At 72.8% G+C, this 19,550-nt stretch carries 15 protein-coding genes; 8 read left to right on the top strand and 7 right to left on the bottom strand.

The window, feature by feature from the left end; translation table 11 throughout:
* Positions 1 to 402: 402 nt before the first annotated feature.
* The gene (locus ACZ6TB_RS15185; RefSeq protein ID WP_465554603.1) at positions 403 to 1,869 is read left to right on the top strand and encodes a PucR family transcriptional regulator; all 1,467 of its coding nucleotides are present in this window, start codon (positions 403 to 405) and stop codon (positions 1,867 to 1,869) included.
* Here ACZ6TB_RS15185 and ACZ6TB_RS15180 read toward each other — a convergent pair.
* Positions 1,852 to 3,816 carry an ATP-binding protein gene (locus ACZ6TB_RS15180; protein ID WP_465554601.1) on the bottom strand — a complete coding sequence of 655 codons (1,965 nt, stop codon included), beginning with the start codon at positions 3,814 to 3,816 and terminating at the stop codon, positions 1,852 to 1,854. The genes ACZ6TB_RS15185 and ACZ6TB_RS15180 overlap by 18 nt on opposite strands.
* A gap of 99 nt (positions 3,817 to 3,915) precedes the next feature.
* On the opposite strand from ACZ6TB_RS15180, the gene ACZ6TB_RS15175 reads away from it, so the two are divergent.
* Genes ACZ6TB_RS15175 through ACZ6TB_RS15160 form a run of 4 tightly spaced genes read left to right on the top strand, consistent with a single transcriptional unit; the run spans position 3,916 to position 7,226 of the window.
* Positions 3,916 to 5,358, top strand: coding sequence for an MDR family MFS transporter (locus tag ACZ6TB_RS15175; protein ID WP_465554599.1), 1,443 nt, complete (start codon positions 3,916 to 3,918; stop codon positions 5,356 to 5,358).
* On the top strand, positions 5,355 to 6,017 hold the full coding sequence (locus ACZ6TB_RS15170) for a YdcF family protein (protein ID WP_465554597.1): 663 nt from the start codon (positions 5,355 to 5,357) through the stop codon (positions 6,015 to 6,017). Before ACZ6TB_RS15175 ends, ACZ6TB_RS15170 begins: the two co-directional genes overlap by 4 nt.
* A gap of 13 nt (positions 6,018 to 6,030) precedes the next feature.
* A complete protein-coding gene (locus ACZ6TB_RS15165) occupies positions 6,031 to 6,594 on the top strand; it encodes a TetR/AcrR family transcriptional regulator (RefSeq protein WP_465554595.1) in 564 nt (187 codons plus the stop codon).
* A complete protein-coding gene (locus ACZ6TB_RS15160; RefSeq protein WP_465554593.1) occupies positions 6,591 to 7,226 on the top strand; it encodes a maleylpyruvate isomerase family mycothiol-dependent enzyme in 636 nt (211 codons plus the stop codon). The genes ACZ6TB_RS15165 and ACZ6TB_RS15160 overlap by 4 nt, the downstream gene beginning before the upstream one ends.
* Here ACZ6TB_RS15160 and ACZ6TB_RS15155 read toward each other — a convergent pair.
* The 6 genes from ACZ6TB_RS15155 to ACZ6TB_RS15130 form a co-directional block, all read right to left on the bottom strand.
* Positions 7,180 to 8,070, bottom strand: a complete 891-nt coding sequence (locus ACZ6TB_RS15155; RefSeq protein WP_465554591.1) for a hypothetical protein — start codon at positions 8,068 to 8,070, stop codon at positions 7,180 to 7,182. The two genes, ACZ6TB_RS15160 and ACZ6TB_RS15155, sit on opposite strands and share 47 nt — an antisense overlap.
* Before the next feature lie 91 nt (positions 8,071 to 8,161).
* Positions 8,162 to 9,193, bottom strand: coding sequence for a hypothetical protein (locus tag ACZ6TB_RS15150; protein WP_465554590.1), 1,032 nt, complete (start codon positions 9,191 to 9,193; stop codon positions 8,162 to 8,164).
* Positions 9,194 to 9,702: 509 nt separating this feature from the next.
* Positions 9,703 to 11,139 (bottom strand): MFS transporter, encoded by a 1,437-nt coding sequence (locus ACZ6TB_RS15145; protein ID WP_465554647.1) that lies wholly within the window; start codon positions 11,137 to 11,139, stop codon positions 9,703 to 9,705.
* Positions 11,140 to 11,278: 139 nt separating this feature from the next.
* Complete coding sequence (locus tag ACZ6TB_RS15140; protein ID WP_465554588.1) at positions 11,279 to 11,878, bottom strand: TetR/AcrR family transcriptional regulator; 600 nt, start codon at positions 11,876 to 11,878, stop codon at positions 11,279 to 11,281.
* A 148-nt stretch (positions 11,879 to 12,026) separates the two neighbouring features.
* The gene (locus ACZ6TB_RS15135; protein WP_465554586.1) at positions 12,027 to 13,640 is read right to left on the bottom strand and encodes an alkaline phosphatase D family protein; all 1,614 of its coding nucleotides are present in this window, start codon (positions 13,638 to 13,640) and stop codon (positions 12,027 to 12,029) included.
* A gap of 163 nt (positions 13,641 to 13,803) precedes the next feature.
* On the bottom strand, positions 13,804 to 14,382 hold the full coding sequence (locus ACZ6TB_RS15130) for a TetR/AcrR family transcriptional regulator (protein WP_465554584.1): 579 nt from the start codon (positions 14,380 to 14,382) through the stop codon (positions 13,804 to 13,806).
* A 62-nt stretch (positions 14,383 to 14,444) separates the two neighbouring features.
* Here ACZ6TB_RS15130 and ACZ6TB_RS15125 point away from each other — a divergent pair, with 62 nt between their 5' ends.
* From ACZ6TB_RS15125 to ACZ6TB_RS15115, 3 genes are all read left to right on the top strand, one after another.
* A complete protein-coding gene (locus ACZ6TB_RS15125; RefSeq protein ID WP_465554582.1) occupies positions 14,445 to 15,938 on the top strand; it encodes an FAD-dependent monooxygenase in 1,494 nt (497 codons plus the stop codon).
* A gap of 64 nt (positions 15,939 to 16,002) precedes the next feature.
* Positions 16,003 to 18,306 (top strand): putative bifunctional diguanylate cyclase/phosphodiesterase, encoded by a 2,304-nt coding sequence (locus ACZ6TB_RS15120; protein ID WP_465554580.1) that lies wholly within the window; start codon positions 16,003 to 16,005, stop codon positions 18,304 to 18,306.
* Positions 18,307 to 18,348: 42 nt separating this feature from the next.
* Positions 18,349 to 19,314, top strand: a complete 966-nt coding sequence (locus ACZ6TB_RS15115; RefSeq protein ID WP_465554578.1) for a sulfite exporter TauE/SafE family protein — start codon at positions 18,349 to 18,351, stop codon at positions 19,312 to 19,314.
* Positions 19,315 to 19,550 lie beyond the last annotated feature (236 nt).

Genomic DNA, 19,550 nt, shown 5'->3' with positions numbered 1-19,550 from the left:
GCCCGGTAGCCACAACCCGCAGGACCCCCCCCCCCCCCCCCAACCCCCCCCCCCCCCCCCCCCCCCAACCCCCCCCCCCCCCCCCCCCCCTCCCCCCCCCCCCCCCCCCCTCCCTCCCCCCCCCCCCCCCCCCCCCCCCCGCGCCGCCTCGGCGGCCGCCACCGCCTCGGCGACGTGGTCGGCGCCCAGCGCCGGAACACGGGCGACGGACGCCCCGTCATAGGGGCTGAGCACCTCGATCCACTCGTCGGCGCTCACCGGGCGGCCCCCGACGCGGGCCGGAATCTGCATCACGAAGGACCTCCCGTGTTGCAGGACACGGTAAAGGGGCTGGCCGATCTCGGTAAATGGACGCCTCTCCAGTCCTTACGCGACGGCGTTGTGCAGTCGTACAGTCCGGCGGTGACCCTGCGTCTCGCCGAAGTGCTCGCCGACCCCGATCTGAGCCTGCGCCTGGCCGACGGCGACCCGGCCGCGCTCAACCAGCCGGTCCGCTGGTGCGCCGTCACCGAGCTGGCCGACCCGCGCCCGTTCCTGGCCGGCGGCGAGCTGATCCTGACCACCGGGCTGAGCCAGCTCGACGAGGCGAGCCAGCGGCAGTTCGTCTCCCGGGTCGCCGACGGGCGGGCGGTCGGGCTCGGCTTCGGCATCGGGCTCACCCACGAGCGCATCCCGCCCGCGACGCTGGCCGAGGCCCGCGCCCACCGGCTGCCGGTGCTGGAGATCCCGTACTCGACGCCGTTCATCGCCGTCGACCGGTTCGTCGCCGACCGGGTCCTCGAGGAGCAGTACGGCCGCTTCGCCGACCTGCTCGACGAGCACGACACGCTGGCCCGGGCGCTGCTGTCGGGCCGCGGGCTGGGCGCGCTGATCGGCTCGCTGCACCAGATCCTGGGCGCGCCGGCGATGGTCGTCGACGTCTACGGCCGGGTGCTCGCCACGGCGCCGGCCAGCGCGGCGTGGCCGGTCGAGCAGATCCTGTTCGCGGCCCGCGCGGGCGCGACGGGTGACACCCCGATGGCGGTTCCGGTCAGCGTGGAGGACACCGTCGTGGCGTACCTCTGCTGCCGCCGTCCCCGGCGATCGGCGGACGTCCTCCCGTACGCCGTCTCGCTGGTCGGTCTCGAACTTGCCCGCCGCCAGGCGGAGCTCGCGGGCAAGCGCCGCCTGGCCGGACAGGTGCTCGAGGATCTCGTGCGGGGAACCATCGGCGGGGCCGAGGCCGAGCGGCGGCTGTCCCCGTTCGGCATTCGCGCCGAGGACGAGCACGCGCTGCTGGTGGCGACCGCCGGCGGCCCCGGTGACCTGCGCAGGCGGCTGGTGGCGAGCCCGCCGATGAGCGGCGCGACGACGGCGGTGCTGGAGGACTGCCTGATCGCGGTGCTCGAGCCGGGTCAGTCCACCCGGGAGGCCGCGCTGCTGCTGCAGGACTACCTGAGCCGGCACGGGCGGGACGTGCGGGTGGGCATCGGCGGCTGGTACGCGGGCACGACCGGCCTGCGCTGGAGCTATTACGAGGCGCACGAGGCGATGAACCGCGGCCCCGGCCTCAACGAGCGCGAGCAGATGAGCCTGTCCGGGCTGCTGGTGGCGAGCGAGGACGTGCCGCTGCGCGACCTGGCGCAGGAGATGCTGCGGCCGCTGCGCGACTTCGACGAGGCGCACGCCGGCTCGCTGGTGACGACGCTGCGCGCGTACCTGGACGCGGACGGCTCGGTGGCCACGGTGGCCACCCGCCTGATCGTGCACCGCAACACCGTCCGCTACCGCCTCGAGCAGATCGAGCGCCTCACCGGACGGTCGCTCGGCACGACCGCCGACCGCGTCCAGCTCTGGCTCGCGCTCGCCGCGTCAGACCTCCTTCGGTAGGCGCACGGTCACCGTCGTGCCGGTCTCGGCCCGGGAGGTCAGCGTGATGCTGCCGTGGTGCCGCTCGACCACCGCCCGGCAGAGCGCCAGCCCCAGCCCCGCGCCGGGGATGCCGGTGTGCCGGGCGTTGCCGCCCCGCCGCAGGCGCCGGAAGAGCCGGGTCTGCTCGGCCGCCGAGATCCCGGCGCCCTGGTCCTCCACCGTGATCACCGCGACCTGCTCCTCGCCGGCGACCGTCACCGTGACCGTGGCGTCCGGCGGGCTGAACTTCACGGCGTTGCTGAGCAGCGCGTCCACCACCTGCCGGAGCCGCCCGCGGTCGCCGCACACGCTCACCGGGTCGTGCCGGGCGAGGCACACCTCGATCCCGCGCTCGGCCGGCGCCGCCGCCGTCGCCTCGGCCACCACCGCCGCCAGGTCGACCGGCGCCGCGGCGAGCGGAAGGTGCCCGGACTCCAGGCCGGCGACGTCGAGCAGCTTGTCGACGAGCTCGCGCAGCCGCGTGCTGTTGCGCTGCACCACCTCGAAGAGGTCGCGCACGTCCCCCAGCGGTGTGTCGTCCGGCGACTCGGCGATCAGGTCGACGTACGAGCCGATCGAGGTGAGCGGCGTGCGCAGCTCGTGCCCGGCCAGCGCCATGTACTCGTCGGTGGCCGCCTCCAGGTGCCGGGCCAGCACCTCGGCCCGCCGGTGCTCGAGGACGGCGCCGATCACCGCGGCGATGCCGGTGAGCAGGACGCCCAGCGCCGGGTCGGCCTCCTGCCGGCAGCGCGAGAAGAACGTCACCGCGCCGATCACCCGGTCGCCGCTGCGCACCGGCACGGCGCCGGCCGACCGATACTCGGCGGCCGCCGCCACCTGTCGCAGGATCGGCGATGCCGCGTCGTGCATGTCCGGCACCCAGATCATCTCGCCGCTCTCCCAGCAGCGACCGGCCAGTCCCTGGCCGCGGGCGATGGCGCTCGGCAGCGGCAGCGGCGGCTCGCCCGGGTCGGTGTGCACCGCCGACGGGCGCAGCACGCCGGTCAGCTCGTCGACCAGCCACAACCGCAGGTAGGGCCAGCCGAGCGTGGCGCCGATGGCGGCCAGGATCCGGTTGCCGGCCTCGGGGCCGTCCGGATCGGTGGCGAGCGCGGCGAGCACCTCCTTCTTGCACTCGAGGTACTGCCTGGTGCGGAACCGGCCGGTGATGTCGTGGGCGGCGCCGACCGCGGCCACGATCGAGCCGTCGGCGGCGCGCACCGGCCGCGCGTTGACCGTGTACCAGTGCGGGCGCCCGTGCGGGTCGTCGGCCATCAGCTCGGCCTCGTCGACGTCCTCGCCGGCCAGCGCCAGGGTCACCGGCCACCGTTCCTCGGGCAGCGGGCCGCCGTCGGCGAGCCGGACGCCCTGCCGGCGGCCGATCGCGCTCATCGGGGTCCCCGGCTCGTCCGGCCCGAGGGCCTCGCGCATCGCCCGGTTGGTCGCGAGCATCCGGCCGGCGGCGTCGAAGACGATCACGCCGGTGTCGAGACAGTCGAGCACGGCGTCCAGCGTCGCCTGCGGCTCCGGTGGCTCCGGTGGCACCGGTGCGGCGCGCGGCTCCAGCACGGCGAGATGGGCGCGGAGAGATTCGGTGAGCGCTGGGACGCGGAACGGCTTGCCGATCACCCCGATCGCGCCGGTCTCGGTCAGCCGGGGATCACCCGGCAGGAGGTACGCCGTGATCAGCACCACCGGAATGCCGGCGATCGCCGGATCGGCCCGGAGCCGCGCGCAGAGGTCGAGCCCGTTCAGGTTCGGCATGTCGACGTCGGCGACCAGCAGCGCGGGACGGTGCTCGCGGACCGCGGCCAGGCCTTCGGCGCCGTCATCAGCGAGGATGACCTCATGGCCGAGCCGGCGCACGACCTCGGCGATGACCCGCTGATGATCGCGGTTGTCTTCGGCTACGACTACGACGGCCACGCCTTTCATCGTAAGGCGGACATTTCGCCCAGGCCGCATTTCGCCATTTCGTATTCCGGCCAGCCGGTGCGGTCCTCGATCCTGGGTAGGTTGGGTTAAGTGTCAGACAACTCCGTCGGCTTCCGGTCCGAACGCGGGCCGGTCCTCGCCGCCGTCATGCTCTCCACCGCCCTCGTCGCCGTCGACGCGACGATCATCGCGACCGCGGTGCCCTCGATCGTCGACGACATCGGCGGCTTCACCGAGTTCCCCTGGCTCTTCTCGATCTACCTGCTCGCGCAGGCCGTCTCGGTGCCGATCTACGGCAAGCTCAACGACCTGTACGGCCGCAAGCCGGTCATCCTCTTCGGCATCGGGCTCTTCCTGCTCGGCTCGATCATGTGCGGGTTCGCCTGGTCGATCTGGCCGCTGATCGCGTCCCGGGTCGTGCAGGGCCTCGGCGCCGGCGCGATCCTGCCGACCACCATCACGATCGTCGGCGACCTCTACTCGGTCCGGGAGCGAGCCAAGGTCCAGGGCTACGTCGCGAGCGTGTGGGGCATCGCGTCGGTCGTCGGCCCGGCGCTGGGCGGCATCTTCAGCGAGTACGTGTCCTGGCGCTGGATCTTCTTCGTCAACATCCCGCTCTGCGTCCTCGCCGCCGTCATGATCGGGCGCGGCTTCCACGAGAAGGTCGAGCGGGGCCATCCGGTGATCGACTACAAGGGCGCCGGGCTGCTCGCCGCCGGCCTCGCGCTGGTGATCCTGGGCGCGCTCGAGGGCGGCCAGGCCTGGGCGTGGGACTCGCCCGCGAGCATCGCGATCCTGACCGGCGGCTTCGCGGCGCTGGTCGCCTTCACCGTGGTCGAGCGGCGGGCGACCGCGCCGGTGCTGCCGCTGTGGGTCTTCCGGCGGCGGCTGCTGGTCTCCAGCGGCCTGATCTCGGTCGGCATCGGCGCCATCCTGTTCGCGCTGAGCTCGTACATCCCCACCTACGTGCAGGACGTGCTCGGCACCGGCCCGCTGATCGCCGGCTTCGCGCTGGCCACGCTGACCCTGGGCTGGCCGCTCTCCGCGTCCCAGGCCGGCCGGATCTACCTGCGCCTGGGCTTCCGCTGGTGCGCGCTGATCGGCACGTCGCTGATCCTCATCGGCTGCACCCTGCTCATCGTGCTCGGCCGGCACACGGCCGTCCTCACGGTCGCCGGCTTCTGCCTGGTGGTCGGCCTCGGCATGGGCCTGACCGCGTCGCCCACGCTGATCGCCGCCCAGTCGAGCGTCGGCTGGTCCGAGCGCGGCGTGGTGACGGCCAGCAACATCTTCCTGCGCTCGCTGGGCAGCGCGGTCGGCGTGGCCATCTTCGGCGCGATCGCCAACGCCACGATCGGCGCGGGCGGGATCAACGCGGCGTCGCTGACCGTCGCCGTGCACCGCATCGTGATCGGCATCGTGCTGATCGCGGCCGTGCTGGTGCTGCTCTCGTTCGCGATCCCGCGCTCGGCCGACAACGCGATCGGCGAGCCCGCGCCGGCTTCCGCTCCCGCTTCCGAGCAACCGGCGTGATCGCCGCCGACGTCAACACACTCGCCGGCTTCTGCGCGCTGCGCGACGAGGTGACGCCGGTGGACGTGGCGATCCTGTTCGGCGGCAGCATCCTGGCCGGCGGCGACGTGTTCGCCTCGTTCATGCGGTCCGGGGTCGCCCGCCGCTACATGATCGTCGGCGGCCGGGGCCACACCACCGACGCACTGCGGGCTCAGCTCGGCTGGGACGAGCCGACCGAGGCCGACCTGTTCGACCGGTACCTCCGCGAGCGGCACGGCCTCCACGTCGACCTGCTGGAGCGGGAGTCGACCAACTGCGGCAACAACGTGACCCATGCGCTGGCGATGCTCGGCCCGTCCTGCCGCAGTGTGCTGCTCGTGCAGGACGCCACGATGCAGCGCCGCATGGACGCCGGTTTCCGCCTGCACGCGCCGGGCACCCGGATCGTCAACTACGCCGCCTATCGCACGTTCGTCGACGATTCGCTTAATCTCATCGACCCCCCAACCGGCATGTGGGGAGTTGAGCGTTATATCGCGATGTTGCTGGGCGAGGTGCCGCGGTGGACCGACTACGGCCCGTCCGGTCGCGGCTTCATCGCCCCCATCGACGTCCCGGCCGAGGTTCACGACGCCTATCGGCGACTCATTGCCGCGGGCTTTTCACTACGATCGTAGTACGCTACCGGACATGAGGCGGAACGAAGTTCTCGACGCGGCCATCAGCGTGCTGGCCGCCTCCGGGATGCACGGGCTCACCCACCGGCGGGTCGACGCGGCGGCCGGCGTGCCCGCCGGAACGGCCTCCAACCACTTCCGCACCCGCGACGCCCTGCTCGAGGCCGTCGTCGACCGCTTCGCCGAGCGCGACCGGCAGGCCGGCGAGACGATCGCGAGCCGCTTCCGGCCCACCGGCCCCGGCGAGCTCGCCGCCGCGCTGACCGAGTTCGCGCACGTCGCGGTCGGCGAGCACCGCGAGGTCACGGTCGCGCGCTACGCGATCCTGGTCGAGGCCGCACACAACCCGGCCCTACGCGCGCGGCTGCTGACCGTGGGCGCCGGCGTCAACGACTGGTTCATGGCCTGGCTGCGGCGGGCCGGCTCGGCCGACCCGCATCGCGACGCGCCGGTCATCATGAACCACTGGACCGGGGTCGTCCTGCACGAGATCGCCGTCCCCGACCCCGCCTTCGACCCGTCCGCCCAGATCCGCACGCTGGTCACCGGCGTCCTCGCGGCCGGGGCGCGGGCATGACCGATCACTGGGACGTCATCATCGAGCGCCGCCACGCCGTGGCCGACCTGCTCGACGGCCTCACGGCCGAGCAGTGGTCCCAGCCGTCGTTGTGCGCGGCCTGGAGCGTACGGGAGGTGGCCGCCCACCTCACCCTGCAGCAGCTGGGCGTACGCGATGTGCTCGCCATGCTCCTGCGCTGGCGCGGCAGCACCGAGCGCACCACCCGCCACGAGGCCCGCCGCCAGGCCGCGCGCCTGACCCCCGAGCAGATCGTCGTGCGGCTGCGCGAGACGGCCGACCGCCGCCGGCACATCGTCGGCGTGTCCCCGATGGAGACGCTCATCGACCTGCTGGTCCACGAGCAGGACATCGCCGTCCCGCTGGGCAAGCGGCGTGACATGCCCGTGCCGGCCGCGGCCGCCGCCACCGAGCGGCTGCTGACCATGCGCTTCCCGCCACCGCTTCCGTCCGTACGCGCGATGGCCGGCCTGCGCCTGATCGCCACCGACGTGGACTGGTCGCACGGTTCCGGCCCCGAGCTGCGCGGCCCGATCGCCGCCCTGCTGCTGACCGTCGCCGGCCGCACCGCGATGCGCGACCGCCTCACCGGCCCGGGCTTGGCGAAGCTCCCGAGTGGCACTCATCGCTGATCTCGAGGGAGTGGTCGGCGGCGAGCAGGGCCGCCGGATTCTCCGACTCGGCCGGCCGCGGGGCCACGTCCGGCCGGGTCGGCGCCAGCAGGCCGCGGCGGGAGGCGGCGCAGTCCACCCACGCCCGGTAGCCCTTCGAGTCGCCGATCCACATGCCCTGGTCGGCGACGCGGAGGTTCTTCGTGGCCGGGAACTCCCAGTCGACCTCCTCGTGCTCGGCCGCCAGCGGATGGTCGATGCCCGCGAACGCGTACACCCAGATGAAGTTGGTCGTCACCCGCAGGGTGCGCCACCTGCCGACCACCACCGAGCGGTACGTCACGCGGCCGCTCACCCGCGGCTCCTCGCGCTGATCGAGCTTGACCGCCGGGTCGATCCAGGTGGCCACGTTGCTGAACGTCCCGTCGTTGAACCACTTGCCGATCGGCCCGCGCCGGCTCGGCGCCAGCAGCGAAATCAGCCGCGACGGGTTGTGCCCGGTCAGCATCATGTCGTCGAGCCGGCCGGCGATCAGCGCCCGGCGCACGTCCTTGAGCGCCGCCTCGACCTCGGCCGCGCTGAAGCCCGGCACCGCTGTCGCCTTCGGCATCGTGATGCCGGCCGCCCCGCGCGGATATTGTGCGGCCGGGGTGCCGGCGAAGGGGTCCGTCGGGGTTGCGCTCTCCGAGGTGGTCACGCTGATCCCGGGCGGAATGCCGGCGGTCGCGTACGCCCCGGCGGCCGCGCCCGGCGTGGCCGACAACATCCGCGGTACGGCCAGTGCCACCAGCACGACGGCGACCAGTCCCCCGGCGACGAGCGGCGCCGCGCGCAGCCACTGCCGCCGCCGGCGTTGCCCCCGCACGCGCCGCTCGGTCGCGGCGGCCCACTCCGTCAGCTGCGCAAACGGATCCGGTGTTTCCTCCGCGGCCATGTCCCCCGACTCCGCTCGGCTGTTAGAAGCGCATCATTATGACTTCCTCCTCGCGCCGGCCGAGCCCGGGTCCGGTCAATGCGGCCAGCCCACCGAGCACGACCAGCGCCGCGAAGGTGGGCAGCAGGGTCGACCAGTCCGGCTCGCCCTGCCACAGGCTGATCGACCACGAGACGCCCGTGACGTCCTCGACCGGAGGCGGCGGCGTCTCGGCGTTCTCGGCGTTCTCGGCGGCCTCCATGGCCTCCATCGCCTGCACCACCCGCAAGGTGTCGAGCCTGTCCACGGCGGTGCCTCCCCCGTACACGGATTCGTCCTCGACGGTCAGGCCCGGCCGGCCGGTGTCCACATGACCCAAATATTCCGGGTATTCCGGGTATTCCGACTGCGCGGCCGGCCAGCGCACGTCGACCTCGGCCGCCGCGCCGATCGCGCCCAGCCCCAGGACCGCGACGCCCAGCAGCCCCGCGGCGACCAGCCGATGGCGACGGCCCGCGACCACAACCGCGTTGACCGCCACCACGATCAGAAGCACGGCTCCGACCGGGACAATCCAGACAATCCAGGTGGCCAGACGTTCCGACCCGCTCGGTGGCCGGACGCTCCGCCACCCGTAGTCGGGGGCCGACTCCTCGGCGATCACCGCGGCCACGACGAACGCCAGCGCCAGCCCGATGACCACGCCCGCCGGCCAGAGCCGCTTCCAGCCCGGCCGCGGCACCGCTTGCAGCACGGCGCCGGCCAGCATCGCAACCCCGACGGCCGTCAGCATCGCCCCGGCGAGGCCCGCCTCGCCGGCGTGCTGGGGCCACGCGTGGCCGTCGCCGTTCGCGTCCACGACGCCAGCCGCCAGCGTGAGAATCGCCAGGCCGCCCACCGTTAGCCGTCCGCGGGACGGCGTCCACCCGTCGGCGGCCCTCCCCCATAGCGCGAAGGTGGCCGCGGTGCCGGCGTAGGGCAGCAGTTCCTGATTCAGCGAGGCCTCGGCCACGACCACGCCGCTCGCGGCGAAGAACAGCCAGGTCCATGCCCTGCTCGGGGAACGCCCTGTCATGACGCCCCCGGAAGTCGTCGCCGCCCGGCCCCACATGAATCGCACTACGGCATATTGCCCGAACCCGGGTAAATCGACCATCGGCCGACCGCCCGAGAAAGTCGACGACGTGGTGAGGCTCGTCGCAGTCGCAGTCGCAGTCGCGCGTCCCCGCTGGCCGTTGGCCAGTCACAGTCGCGGTGAGCGGTCAGGCGCAGGGCCTCGGCATCCTAGGAGGCTAGGATCCCTCCTGACGGACAACCAACGCGGGCCTGGACAACCAACGCAGCGCGGGACGGCCAACGCAGCGCGGGACGGCCAACGCAGCGCGGGACGGCCAACGCAGCGCGGGACGGCCAACGCCCGCCGAAACGACCGACCGCCAGCCAAGACTCCCCCGGCCGGAAGCGCCGGAAGCGGCTGACGACAGCCCCGGCCGCCGGCGACGGCCGGGGCCGTAGAGGGCGACCGGCACCACAATCGGCAGCCGAAACCGCCGCGCAGCAAGCGCCGCGCGGCGGTTGGCGGCGTCAGACCGCCACGTGGGCGGCACCACCGGTCGAGGCGACCTCCTGGCGGCTGGCCTTCACCAGCGCCAGGGCCACGAAGGCCGCCACGCCGATCAGGGCCGCGCTCACCCAGAAGGCGACCGTGTAGCCGTGCACCGTGGCCAGACCCTGCAGGCCGGCGGCCTGGGACGGGTCCGTGATCTGGTGGTCGGCGATGTAGCCGGCCACGGCCGAGGTGAAGATGGTGTTCAGCAGGGCCGTGCCGAGCGAGCCGCCGATCTGCTGGGTGGTGTTGATCAGGGCGCTGGCCACGCCGGCGTCGTGGTCGGCCACGCCGACCAGGGCGGTGTTGGACATCGGGCCGAAGACGACGCCCATGCCGAAGCTGATCACGAGCTCGGCCGGGAAGACGTGGCTCCAGAAGCCGGTGTCGAGGCCGATCCGGGTGAGCGCCACCATGCCCGCCGCGGTCAGCAGCAGGCCGGAGAACATCAGCACGCGCGGGCCGACCCGGGTCAGCATCTGGGCCGAGAAACCGGCGCCGAGGATGATGCCGACGGTGAAGGGCAGGAACGCGACGCCGGTCTCCAGCGCCGAGTAGCCCAGGGTCAGCTGCAGGTAGTAGGTGAGGAACAGGAACACGCCGAACATGCCGGCGCCGACCAGCAGGGCCGAGAGGTAGGAACCGCCGCGGTTGCGGTCGAGGATTACGCGCATCGGCAGCAGCGGGTGCGACGAGCGAAGTTCGATCAGGACGAACGCGACCAGCAGCACCCCGGCGGCGACCAGGAAGCCGATCGTGGTGGCCGAGCCCCAGCCGTCGCTGGCCGCCTTGGTGAAGCCGTAGACGAGCGCGACCAGGCCGGCCGTCGAGGTGAGCGCGCCGGGCAGGTCGTACCGGGTGTTGCCCTCGGCCCGGCTCTCGCCGACGAAACGCACGGCCGCGACCGCCGCGATGATCGCGATCGGGGTGCTGACGAGCAGGGTCCAGCGCCAGGACGCGTACTCGGTCAGCACGCCGCCCATCAGCAGGCCGATCGCGCCGCCGCCACCCGCGATGGCCCCGTAGACGCCGAACGCGCGGGCCCGCTCCTTGGCCTCGGTGAAGGTGACGGTGAGCAGCGACAACGCGGCGGGCGCCATGAGCGCGCCGAACGCGCCCTGCAGGGCCCGGGCGGCGAACAGGGTCTCGGCGTTCTGCGCGAGGCCGCCGAGCGCGGAGGCCGCCGCGAAGCCGAGCAGGCCGATGATGAACGCCCTCTTGCGGCCGGTGAAGTCGGCGATCCGGCCGCCGAGCAACAACAGACCACCGAAGGCGAGGGTGTACGCGGTGATCATCCACTGCCGGTCGGCATCGCTGATGTGCAAGGCCACCTGGGCCGTCGGCAGGGCGATGTTGACGATCGTGGCATCGAGCACGATCAGCAGTTGCGACACCGCGATCACCGCCAGAGCCAGCCACCTAGATCGCGATTTAGGCGATATTTCGGGCGGAGTAACGGTCGAAGAGGTGGTGATGGACACGGAGATCTCCCTAAAACGGGCAGCAGGGAACGCGCCACGCGCACGCGCGGCGTAACGAAACGGAGGGCGGGATCTAGCGGGTCAGCAGAGGCACCATGATGTCGTCCACGAGGTGCGCGATGTACGCGTCGTCGAGCTCCTCGCCGAGGGCGAAACAGTGCATGAACAGCAGGGCGGGCACGATCTCGTCGATCAGGCCGGCGTCGTAGCCGGGCCCGATCTCGCCGCGCTGTGCGGCCCGGGCGCAGATGGCTTCCGCGAACGGCACCTTGGACTCCCGCATGGCGCGCAGTTCGGCGGCCAGCTCGGGGTCGGTGTGCATGGCCATGAAGAGGCCGGCCATGAGCGGACCCTCCTGGCCGGTGATGGCCTCGCCGATCTGCCCGAACCACGCCACCAGGTCGCCGCGGAGGCTGCCGGTGTCGGGCGGTGGCGGCGAGTCGACCTTGCAGCACTGCACGGCGTCGATGACCAGGCCGGCCTTGGTGGGCCAGTGCCGGTACAGCGTCGCCTTGCTCGCCTGGGCCCGCGCGGCGACGGCGTCGACGCGCAACCCCTGATAGCCCGTCTCGCCGAGCAGCTCGTAGGCCGCGCGCAGGATCGCCTGCTCACGCTCCTCGTCGAGCTTCCGGGAACGCCCGCCGGCCGCGACGGTCGCCGCCTGCTCAGCCATGGTGTCCCCCCGTCCGGCCGGTCATGCGAAACGAAACTGTTTCGTACACTAGCGCTCCCGCTCTCCGTTGGCGATCTCCAGAGCCGATTGTGACCCAGCCAACGGCAAAAGGCGCCCGCCGAGGGCGGGCGCCTTCAGCAAGCGCGATTCAGGACGGGGCCGACTCCTTGCGGATCTTCGACGAACCGCGCCCGACCGACCAGCCCTGCACCCACGTGACGGCCGAGGCCGCCTTGGTGCGGTCGGCCAGGTGGTACCAGTCCATCCGGCAGCGGCCGGTGGTCACGTCGAGCACCCCGAACCCGTGCCCGTCGGTCTCGACCCACTTGACGTGCGGGTTGGTCGCCCGGATCAGCGCGGCCGCCAGCAGGCTCAGGGGGCCGCCCGGGCTCGTACCCAGGTAGTCGTTGATGTTGTCGCTGGTGACCGAGGGAACCACGAACTCGGCGGCGGCCGGGGTGGCGCCGGTGGAACGGGTCGTCAGCTCGTTGGCCCAGGACGTGTGGATGTCGCCGGTGATGAAGACGACGTCCTTGGTGTTGTGCGCGCGCAAGATGCCGACCAGCTCGTCCCGGTCGGCGTTGTAGCCGTCCCACTGGTCGCCGTTGATGACGTAGCCGTTCGCGGGCACGCCGATCAGCGCGCCGAGCGGCCCGAGCAACCACGCCGGCAGGGTCCCGACGTCGAGCCGGGAGATCATCACCGGGTTGCCGACGATCTTCCAGGCGGCGGTCGAGCCGACCAGACCGTCGACCAGCCAGTCCATCTGGGCCGCCCCGGTGATCGTCCGGTCGGGCGCGTCGGCGTCGGTGCCCGAGGCCTGCTGGGAGCGGTAGGTGCGGAGGTCGAGCATCGAGAGCTCGAACAGATTGCCGTACCGCAGCCGCCGGTAGATGTGGCCGTCCGCGGCGAGCCGCACCGGCATCCATTCCGCGTACGCCTGGCGGGAGGCCGCCACCCGAGCGGCGAACGATCCCTCGGTCGCCGGCGTGTGGTTCTCGGCGCCGCCGCTCCACATGTCGTTCGCGACCTCGTGGTCGTCCCAGGTGATGATCCACGGCACCGAGGCGTGCAGCGCCTGGAGGTCGGGGTCGGTCTTGTAGAGCGCGTGCCGCGTGCGGTAGTCGGCCAGCGTGATCGTCTCGTTGGCGGGCGCGGTCCTGCGGACGACCTTGCCACCGGCGTCGAACTCGCCGGTGCCGTACTCGTAGAGGTAGTCGCCGAGGTGCACGACCAGGTTGAGATCGCCGCGCTCGGCCAGATGCCGGTACGCCGCGAAGTAGCCCGCCTCCCAGTTGGCGCAACTCACGACGCCGGCCCGCAGCCGGGTGATCGCCGTCGCCTCGAGCGGCGCGGTCATCGTGCGGCCGGTCGGCGACCACGCGCCGGCCAGGCCGAAGCGGTACCAGTACGTGGTGGCCGGGGTCAGCCCGGCGACGTCGACCTTGACGGTGTGGTCACGGTCGGGGCCGGTGGTCACCGAGCCGGACCGCACGATCATGGCGAACGAGGCGTCGGCCGCGACCTGCCAGTCGACGCCGACGACCGGGCCCGCGCCCGAGGCCGGCGTCGACTCGGGGGTCGGGGTGACGCGGGTCCAGAGCAGGACGCCGCCGGGGAGCGGGTCGCCGGAGGCGATGCCGTGCTGGAACGGGGTGCCCGCGGCGGCGGCGATCGACGGGGCGGTGGTCGCGACGACGCCGGCGCCGGCGGTGAGGCCGGCGAGGCGCAGCAGCGTGCGGCGGCTCGAGGTCACAGTCATGCAGTTCTATATATCGGAACCCGCCGGTAACTTCGGACGGGAACCCGACTGTTGGCCGAGGCGTCATCCCCGGGACGCCGCCGCGACGAGGGGCGGGAACGGAGCCGGGCCGTTACCCCCGAGCCGCCGCCGCGTCGGCGGCGGCGGGAACGGAGCCGGGCCGTTAGCCGCGGGACGCCGCCGCGACGGCGGCGTCGAAGGCGGCCGCGATGCCGGCGCGGTGCTCGGCGACGAACGACTCGGCCGGCTCCCCCGCGAGGATCCGCCGGGCCGCCTCGACGTAGCGGACCCGCATGGCGGCGACGACCAGGGCGGCGGTCATCTCGGCGTGGGCCGGCAGGAACGAGGCGATCAGGGCCTCGACCTCCTCGAGGGCCTCCCGCACCCGGGCCCGCAGCGCCGGCGACCCCAGCACCACGCCCCAGAACAGCGGCATCTGGTCGCCGAACCCGGCCAGCGGGTGCCGCTCGTCGAGCAGCCCGAGCCAGAGCGCCCGCAGCGAGGCGAGCGGGTCGGGTCCGCGCAGGGCCGAAGTGATCATGTCGTTGAACTCGGGGACGCGGTCGAAGAAGAGGTCCTCCTTGCGCGGGAAGTAGTTGAAGACCGTCATCTTGGACACGCCCGCGCGCTCGGCGATCTCGGCGACGCTCACCTCGTCGAAGCCGCGCTCGAAGAACAGCATCGTCGCGACGCCCGAGATCCGCTCGCGCAGCTCGACCTTCTTTCGCTCCCGCAAACTCACGGCAAAATCATATACCCGATAAAAATATTGACCGGGTAAAAGTTTGCGGGCATGCTCGGGGCATGACTTACGACGTGGTGGTGGCCGGCGGCGGGCCGGTCGGGCTGATGGTGGCGAGCGAGCTGGCGCTGGGCGGCGTGCGGGTGCTGGTGGTCGAGCGCCTGACCGAGACGGATCAGACGATCAAGGCGGGTTCGCTGACCGTCCCGACGGTCGAGGCGCTCGATCGCCGGGGCCTGCTCCCCCAGCTGCGCGCGGTGCAGGAGGCGGCGCTGGCCCGCTTCCTGGGCGGCGGCGGTGGCGGTGGCGGCGGTGGCGGTGGCGGTGTGAAGCGGCCGAAGCTGGCCGGTCACTTCGGCGGCATCTGGCTGAGCGCCGACGATCTCGACCCGGAGGACCCGGCCTGGCGCGAGCGCGGTCCGGCCGCGGAGATCCAGATGATCGGGCAGGCGGCCCTCGAGACGATCCTCGAGGCGCACGCCACCGAGCTCGGCGTGGACATCCGGCGCGGGGTCGAGCTGACCGATCTCGCTCACTCTTCCGAGGGTGTACGGGTGACCCTGGGCGCCGAGACGATCGAGGCCGGATGGCTGGTCGGTTGCGACGGCGGCCGCAGTCTCGTACGAAAGCTGGCTGATTTTGATTTTCCTGGAACCGACCCCGTCATCACCGGGCACCAGGCGCTCGTCGAGATGTCCGGCGCCGAGGGCCTGACCCGGGGCTGGAACGTGACCGGCACCGGCGTCTATGTGCACGGGCCGATCCCGGGGCGCATCCTCACGGTCGAGTTCGACGGGCCGCCGGCCGACCGCGACGCCCCGATCACCGCGGCCGAGCTGCAGGCGGCCCTCCGGCACACCAGCGGCGTCGGCGTGACGATCGAGCGGGTGATCTCGGCGACCCGGTTCACCGACAACGCGCGGCAGGCCACGACCTATCGCGACGGCCGGGTGCTGCTGGCGGGGGACGCCGCACACGTGCACTCGCCGTTCGGCGGGCAGGGCCTCAACCTGGGCATGGGCGACGCCGTGAACCTCGGGTGGAAGCTGGCGGCCGAGATCCGGGGCTGGGCGCCGGCGGGGCTGCTCGACACGTACACCCGGGAACGGCACCCGATCGGCGCTTGGGTGCTCGAGTGGACCCGCGCCCAGATCGCCATCATGAAGCCGGAGCCCTACGCCCGGGCCCTGCGCGGCGTGCTGGGCGACCTGGCCGCCACCCGCGACGGCGCCACCTATCTCGCGAAGAGCATCGCCGGGCTGCGGCAGCGCTACGACCTCGGCAGCGCCGACCCGCGGGTGGGCCGCAGCGCGGCCGAGACGATCCTGGCCGACGGCAGCCGGCTCGCCGACCACCTGCACGGCGGCGCCGGGGTGCTGATCGGCGAGGGCCGCTCGTCGGATCACCGGCTCGCCGTGGTGGCGGGCGACGGGCCGGGGCTGTTGGTGCGGCCGGACGGCGTGGTGGCGTGGGTCGAGGGCGATGGCGACCTCGGCCCGGCGCTGGCCCGGTGGTTCGGCGACGTCCGCGTCGAAGCGGTTGCGCGCGCGGTCTGACATATACCCGATTCGCACCTGAAGGTCTCCTCACAAAAGAGGCCGCGGCACCGAACTGAACCCCGTGTCCGCCGCCCTCGTCCGCACCTCGCTCGGCCTCGTCCTGTTCGAGGCCGGGTGGGTGCTGGGCGGCATGTGGCACGAGTGGTCGTACCCGGTGATCGGGTGGCTCCCGGTGGTGCTGATCGCGGCGCTTTCCGCGTACGCCTGCCGGCGAGTCGCCCGGCGCGCCGGGCTCTCCGCCGCGACCCGCCGGTTCTGGCGCACCCTCGGCCTGGCCAGCACCGTGCTCACGCTCGCCGAGATCAGCAACGTCTACGACGCGCTGCACACCGGCGTCCCCAGCCAGAAGGTCAGCCCGCTCACCCTCGGCCTGCTGCTCGTGGTCGTGCTGACCATGATCTGGGCACTGCTGCGGCTGCCGGCCTGGCAGACCGGCCGGGGCGACTGGGCCCGCTTCGCCCTCGACGCCGGCGTCCTGGTGATCACCGCGGGCGGCCTGCTCTGGCGCTACTGGCTGGCCGCCGACGGCGAGTGGAGCGCCCAGAACTGGGCGATGCTGTTCGTCTGCGCGCTGGCCCTGATCGCCCTGATCGCGATCGTCAAGGTCACCTTCGCGGGCGTCGGCGAGCTCGACCGGCGGGCGCTGCACATTCTCTCGGCCGGTACGGCGTTGTCCGCGGCCAGCGGCGGCCTGGCGCCCGTGTTCGCGTCCCACCCCTACCTGTCCACGTCGCTCTTCGCCGGCCCGATCGCCGGCCTGTTCACCGTGATCGCGGCCGAGCGTCAGCGCCGCGCCCCGGTCACGCCCGCGAGCGGTCGCCGGCCGGCCCAGCGCTTCAGCGTCCTGCCCTACGTCGCCATCACGGCGATGATGACCATGCTGTTCTTCGAGGAGCTCGACGACGGCGCGGCCGACATGGGCGTCGCGGTCTGCGTCGCGGCGATCACCATGCTCGTGGTGGTCCGGCAGATCAGCGCGCTGCGGGACAACCGGCGGCTGCTCGAGACGGTCGACACCAGCCTCGGCCGGCTGCGCGACTACCAGGCCGAGCTAGACCACCAGATCAGCCACGACGCGCTGACCGGCATCGCGAACCGCTCGCTCTTCGCCGAGCAGCTCAACGAGCGCCTGGCCGGGGCCGAGCCGTTCCACGTGGCGATGCTCGACCTCGACGACTTCAAGGTGATCAACGACCGGATGGGTCACGGCATGGGCGACGCCCTGCTGCGGGCCGTCACCCACCGGCTGCACGAGCGGCTGCGCCCGCAGGACGTGGTGGCCCGGCAGGGCGGCGACGAGTTCACCCTGCTGCTGGCCGGTCTCGACGACGCCGCGGCGGCCCGCCTGCTGCGCGAGGTGCTCGACCACGTGCAGGAGCCGATCTCGCTGAACGGCCAGGACCTCGCGCCCCGGGTCAGCATCGGCATCACCGCGGTCCGGGCCGGCGACACGCCGGAGGAGCTGATCCGCCGCGCCGACGTGGCCATGTACGCCGCCAAGGCCACCGGCGGCGGACGCTGCACGTGGTTCGACCCGATCATGGACCAGATCGCGGACGCCGACGCCCGGCTCTCCGCCGATTTGCGCCAGGCCATCGCCCGCGACGAGCTGTTCGTGCTCTACCAGCCGATCGTCGAGCTCCCGCACGGGCGGATGGCCGGCGTCGAGGCGCTGATCCGCTGGCGGCACCCCCAGCACGGCCTGGTCTCGCCGGGGGTGTTCATCCCGCTGGCCGAGCGCAACGGCTACATCGTCGAGCTCGGCCGCTGGGTGCTGCGCGAGGTGGTGCGGCAGGCCCGCGAGTGGGAGCTGACCTACGGCGAGCACGCGCCCGAGAAGGTGAGCGTGAACATCTCGGCCCGGCAGCTGCGCGAGCCGGGGTTCCCGGCCGAGGTGGCGGAGCTGCTGCGTACCTCCGGCCTGGATCCCTACCGCTTGGTCGCGGAGGTCACGGAGACCGCGGTGCTGGGCACGGGAGAGGCGTTGGCGGCCGTACGCGCATTGCACGCGCTCGGCCTGCGGGTGGCTCTCGACGACTTCGGCACCGGCCAGAGCTCGCTCAGCCTGCTGGTCGACTGCCCGGTCAAGGTCCTGAAGGTGGACAAGTCGTTCGTCGACGGCGTGACCGGCGCCTCGGCCCAGGCCGTGATCGTCGACGGTTTGATCGGCATCACCGAGGGCCTGCGCATCGAGGCGGTGGCCGAGGGGGTCGAGACGGCCGACCAGGCGTACCGGTTGCACAAGATGGGCTACCGCTTCGCGCAGGGCTTCCATTTCGCCCGGCCGATGCCCGGTGAGGACATCGCGCTGCTGCTGAATCCGGCCGTCATCCCAGCGAGCGGGAAAGTCGACAATCTCCACTGATTTAGTGGACAAGGTGGGTGTTCCTCGGCGAGACTCTGGCCCATGGATCTCACCCTGGCGCTGGCCGGCTTGGGGGTCGGCATCATCGTCGGCCTGACCGGCATGGGCGGCGGCGCCCTGATGACGCCCATCCTGGTGCTGGTCTTCGGCGTGCCGCCGATCGCCGCCGTCTCCAGCGACCTGGCCGCCAGCGCCGTGATGAAGCCCTTCGGCGGCTTCGTCCACGCCCGGCGCGGCACGGTCAACTGGTCGATGGTCCGCTGGCTGTGCGCCGGCAGCGTCCCGGCCGCCTTCCTGGGCGTCCTGCTGCTGCGCCTGCTCGGCGACGACGCGAGCGTCCAGCACACGATCCGCACAGCCCTGGGCGTGGCCCTGGTCCTGGCCGCCGCCGGCCTGCTGATCAAGACCTGGACCGCCCGCCGCCGGCCCGCCGTCCCTGCTGTTTCGGTGGAGATCAAGGTCAAGCCCATCCCCACGCTCCTGCTGGGCGCCGCCGGTGGCCTGATCGTCGGCCTCACCTCGGTCGGCTCGGGCTCCCTGATCATCGTGGTCCTGCTCGCCATGTACCCCAAGCTGCGCGCCAACGACCTGGTCGGCACCGACCTGGTCCAGGCAATCCCCCTGGTGACGGCGGCCGCCCTGGGTCACGCTTTCTTCGGCGACCTCAAGCTCGACCTGGCCGCCGCCGTGCTGATCGGCTCGGTCCCCGGCGTCCTGATCGGTTCCCGCATCTCGTCGCGCGCCCCCGGCGGCCTGGTCCGGGCGGCCTTGGTGATCGTCCTGCTGGCGAGCGCCCTGAAGCTGTTCGACGTCCCGACGGCCGCGGTCGGCATCATCACCGGGGTCGCCGTGCTGATCGCTGTGACGGTGGGGTTGGTGGGCCGGCTCCGCCCGTCTACGGCCGCCGGCCTTCCCGCGCCGGCCGATCCGCCCAGCCTCGGCGAGGCGGTCGCGCCACCGGAGCACGCCGCACCGGCGCGGTCAGTGGCCGGCGTGCCGTCCGCCTGACGGATTCCGCGGGCCGGCGTCGCACCACCCCCGCGTCGCGGCCGGCGACCTTTGCACCGCATCGCGGCCGGCAGCTTCGCACACCGCCCCACCGCGGGGGTCGGCAACGTCGCACCGCCCCGCAGCGGGCCAGCAACGTCGCACCGCTCCATCGCGGGGCCGGCAACGTCGCACCGCCCCGCAGCCAGCGACTTCGCACCGCCCCAACCCCGCCGCCAGCGACTTCGCACTGCCCC

Source organism: Actinoplanes sp. NPDC051537 (genome assembly GCF_055586105.1).
The sequence above is the reverse complement of the archived record's forward strand: the minus strand, read 5'-3'. Positions and strand labels throughout refer to the sequence as shown.

What these genes read in the sequence shown, in the direction of transcription:
- ACZ6TB_RS15165 (WP_465554595.1), top strand. Translation starts at nt 6,031, where the DNA reads ATGAGGCGGAACGAAGTTCTCGACGCGGCCATCAGCGTGCTGGCCGCC.
- ACZ6TB_RS15160 (WP_465554593.1), top strand. Translation starts at nt 6,591, where the DNA reads ATGACCGATCACTGGGACGTCATCATCGAGCGCCGCCACGCCGTGGCC.
- ACZ6TB_RS15150 (WP_465554590.1), bottom strand. Translation starts at nt 9,193, where the DNA reads ATGACAGGGCGTTCCCCGAGCAGGGCATGGACCTGGCTGTTCTTCGCC.
- ACZ6TB_RS15140 (WP_465554588.1), bottom strand. Translation starts at nt 11,878, where the DNA reads ATGGCTGAGCAGGCGGCGACCGTCGCGGCCGGCGGGCGTTCCCGGAAG.
- ACZ6TB_RS15135 (WP_465554586.1), bottom strand. Translation starts at nt 13,640, where the DNA reads ATGACTGTGACCTCGAGCCGCCGCACGCTGCTGCGCCTCGCCGGCCTC.
- ACZ6TB_RS15125 (WP_465554582.1), top strand. Translation starts at nt 14,445, where the DNA reads ATGACTTACGACGTGGTGGTGGCCGGCGGCGGGCCGGTCGGGCTGATG.
- ACZ6TB_RS15115 (WP_465554578.1), top strand. Translation starts at nt 18,349, where the DNA reads ATGGATCTCACCCTGGCGCTGGCCGGCTTGGGGGTCGGCATCATCGTC.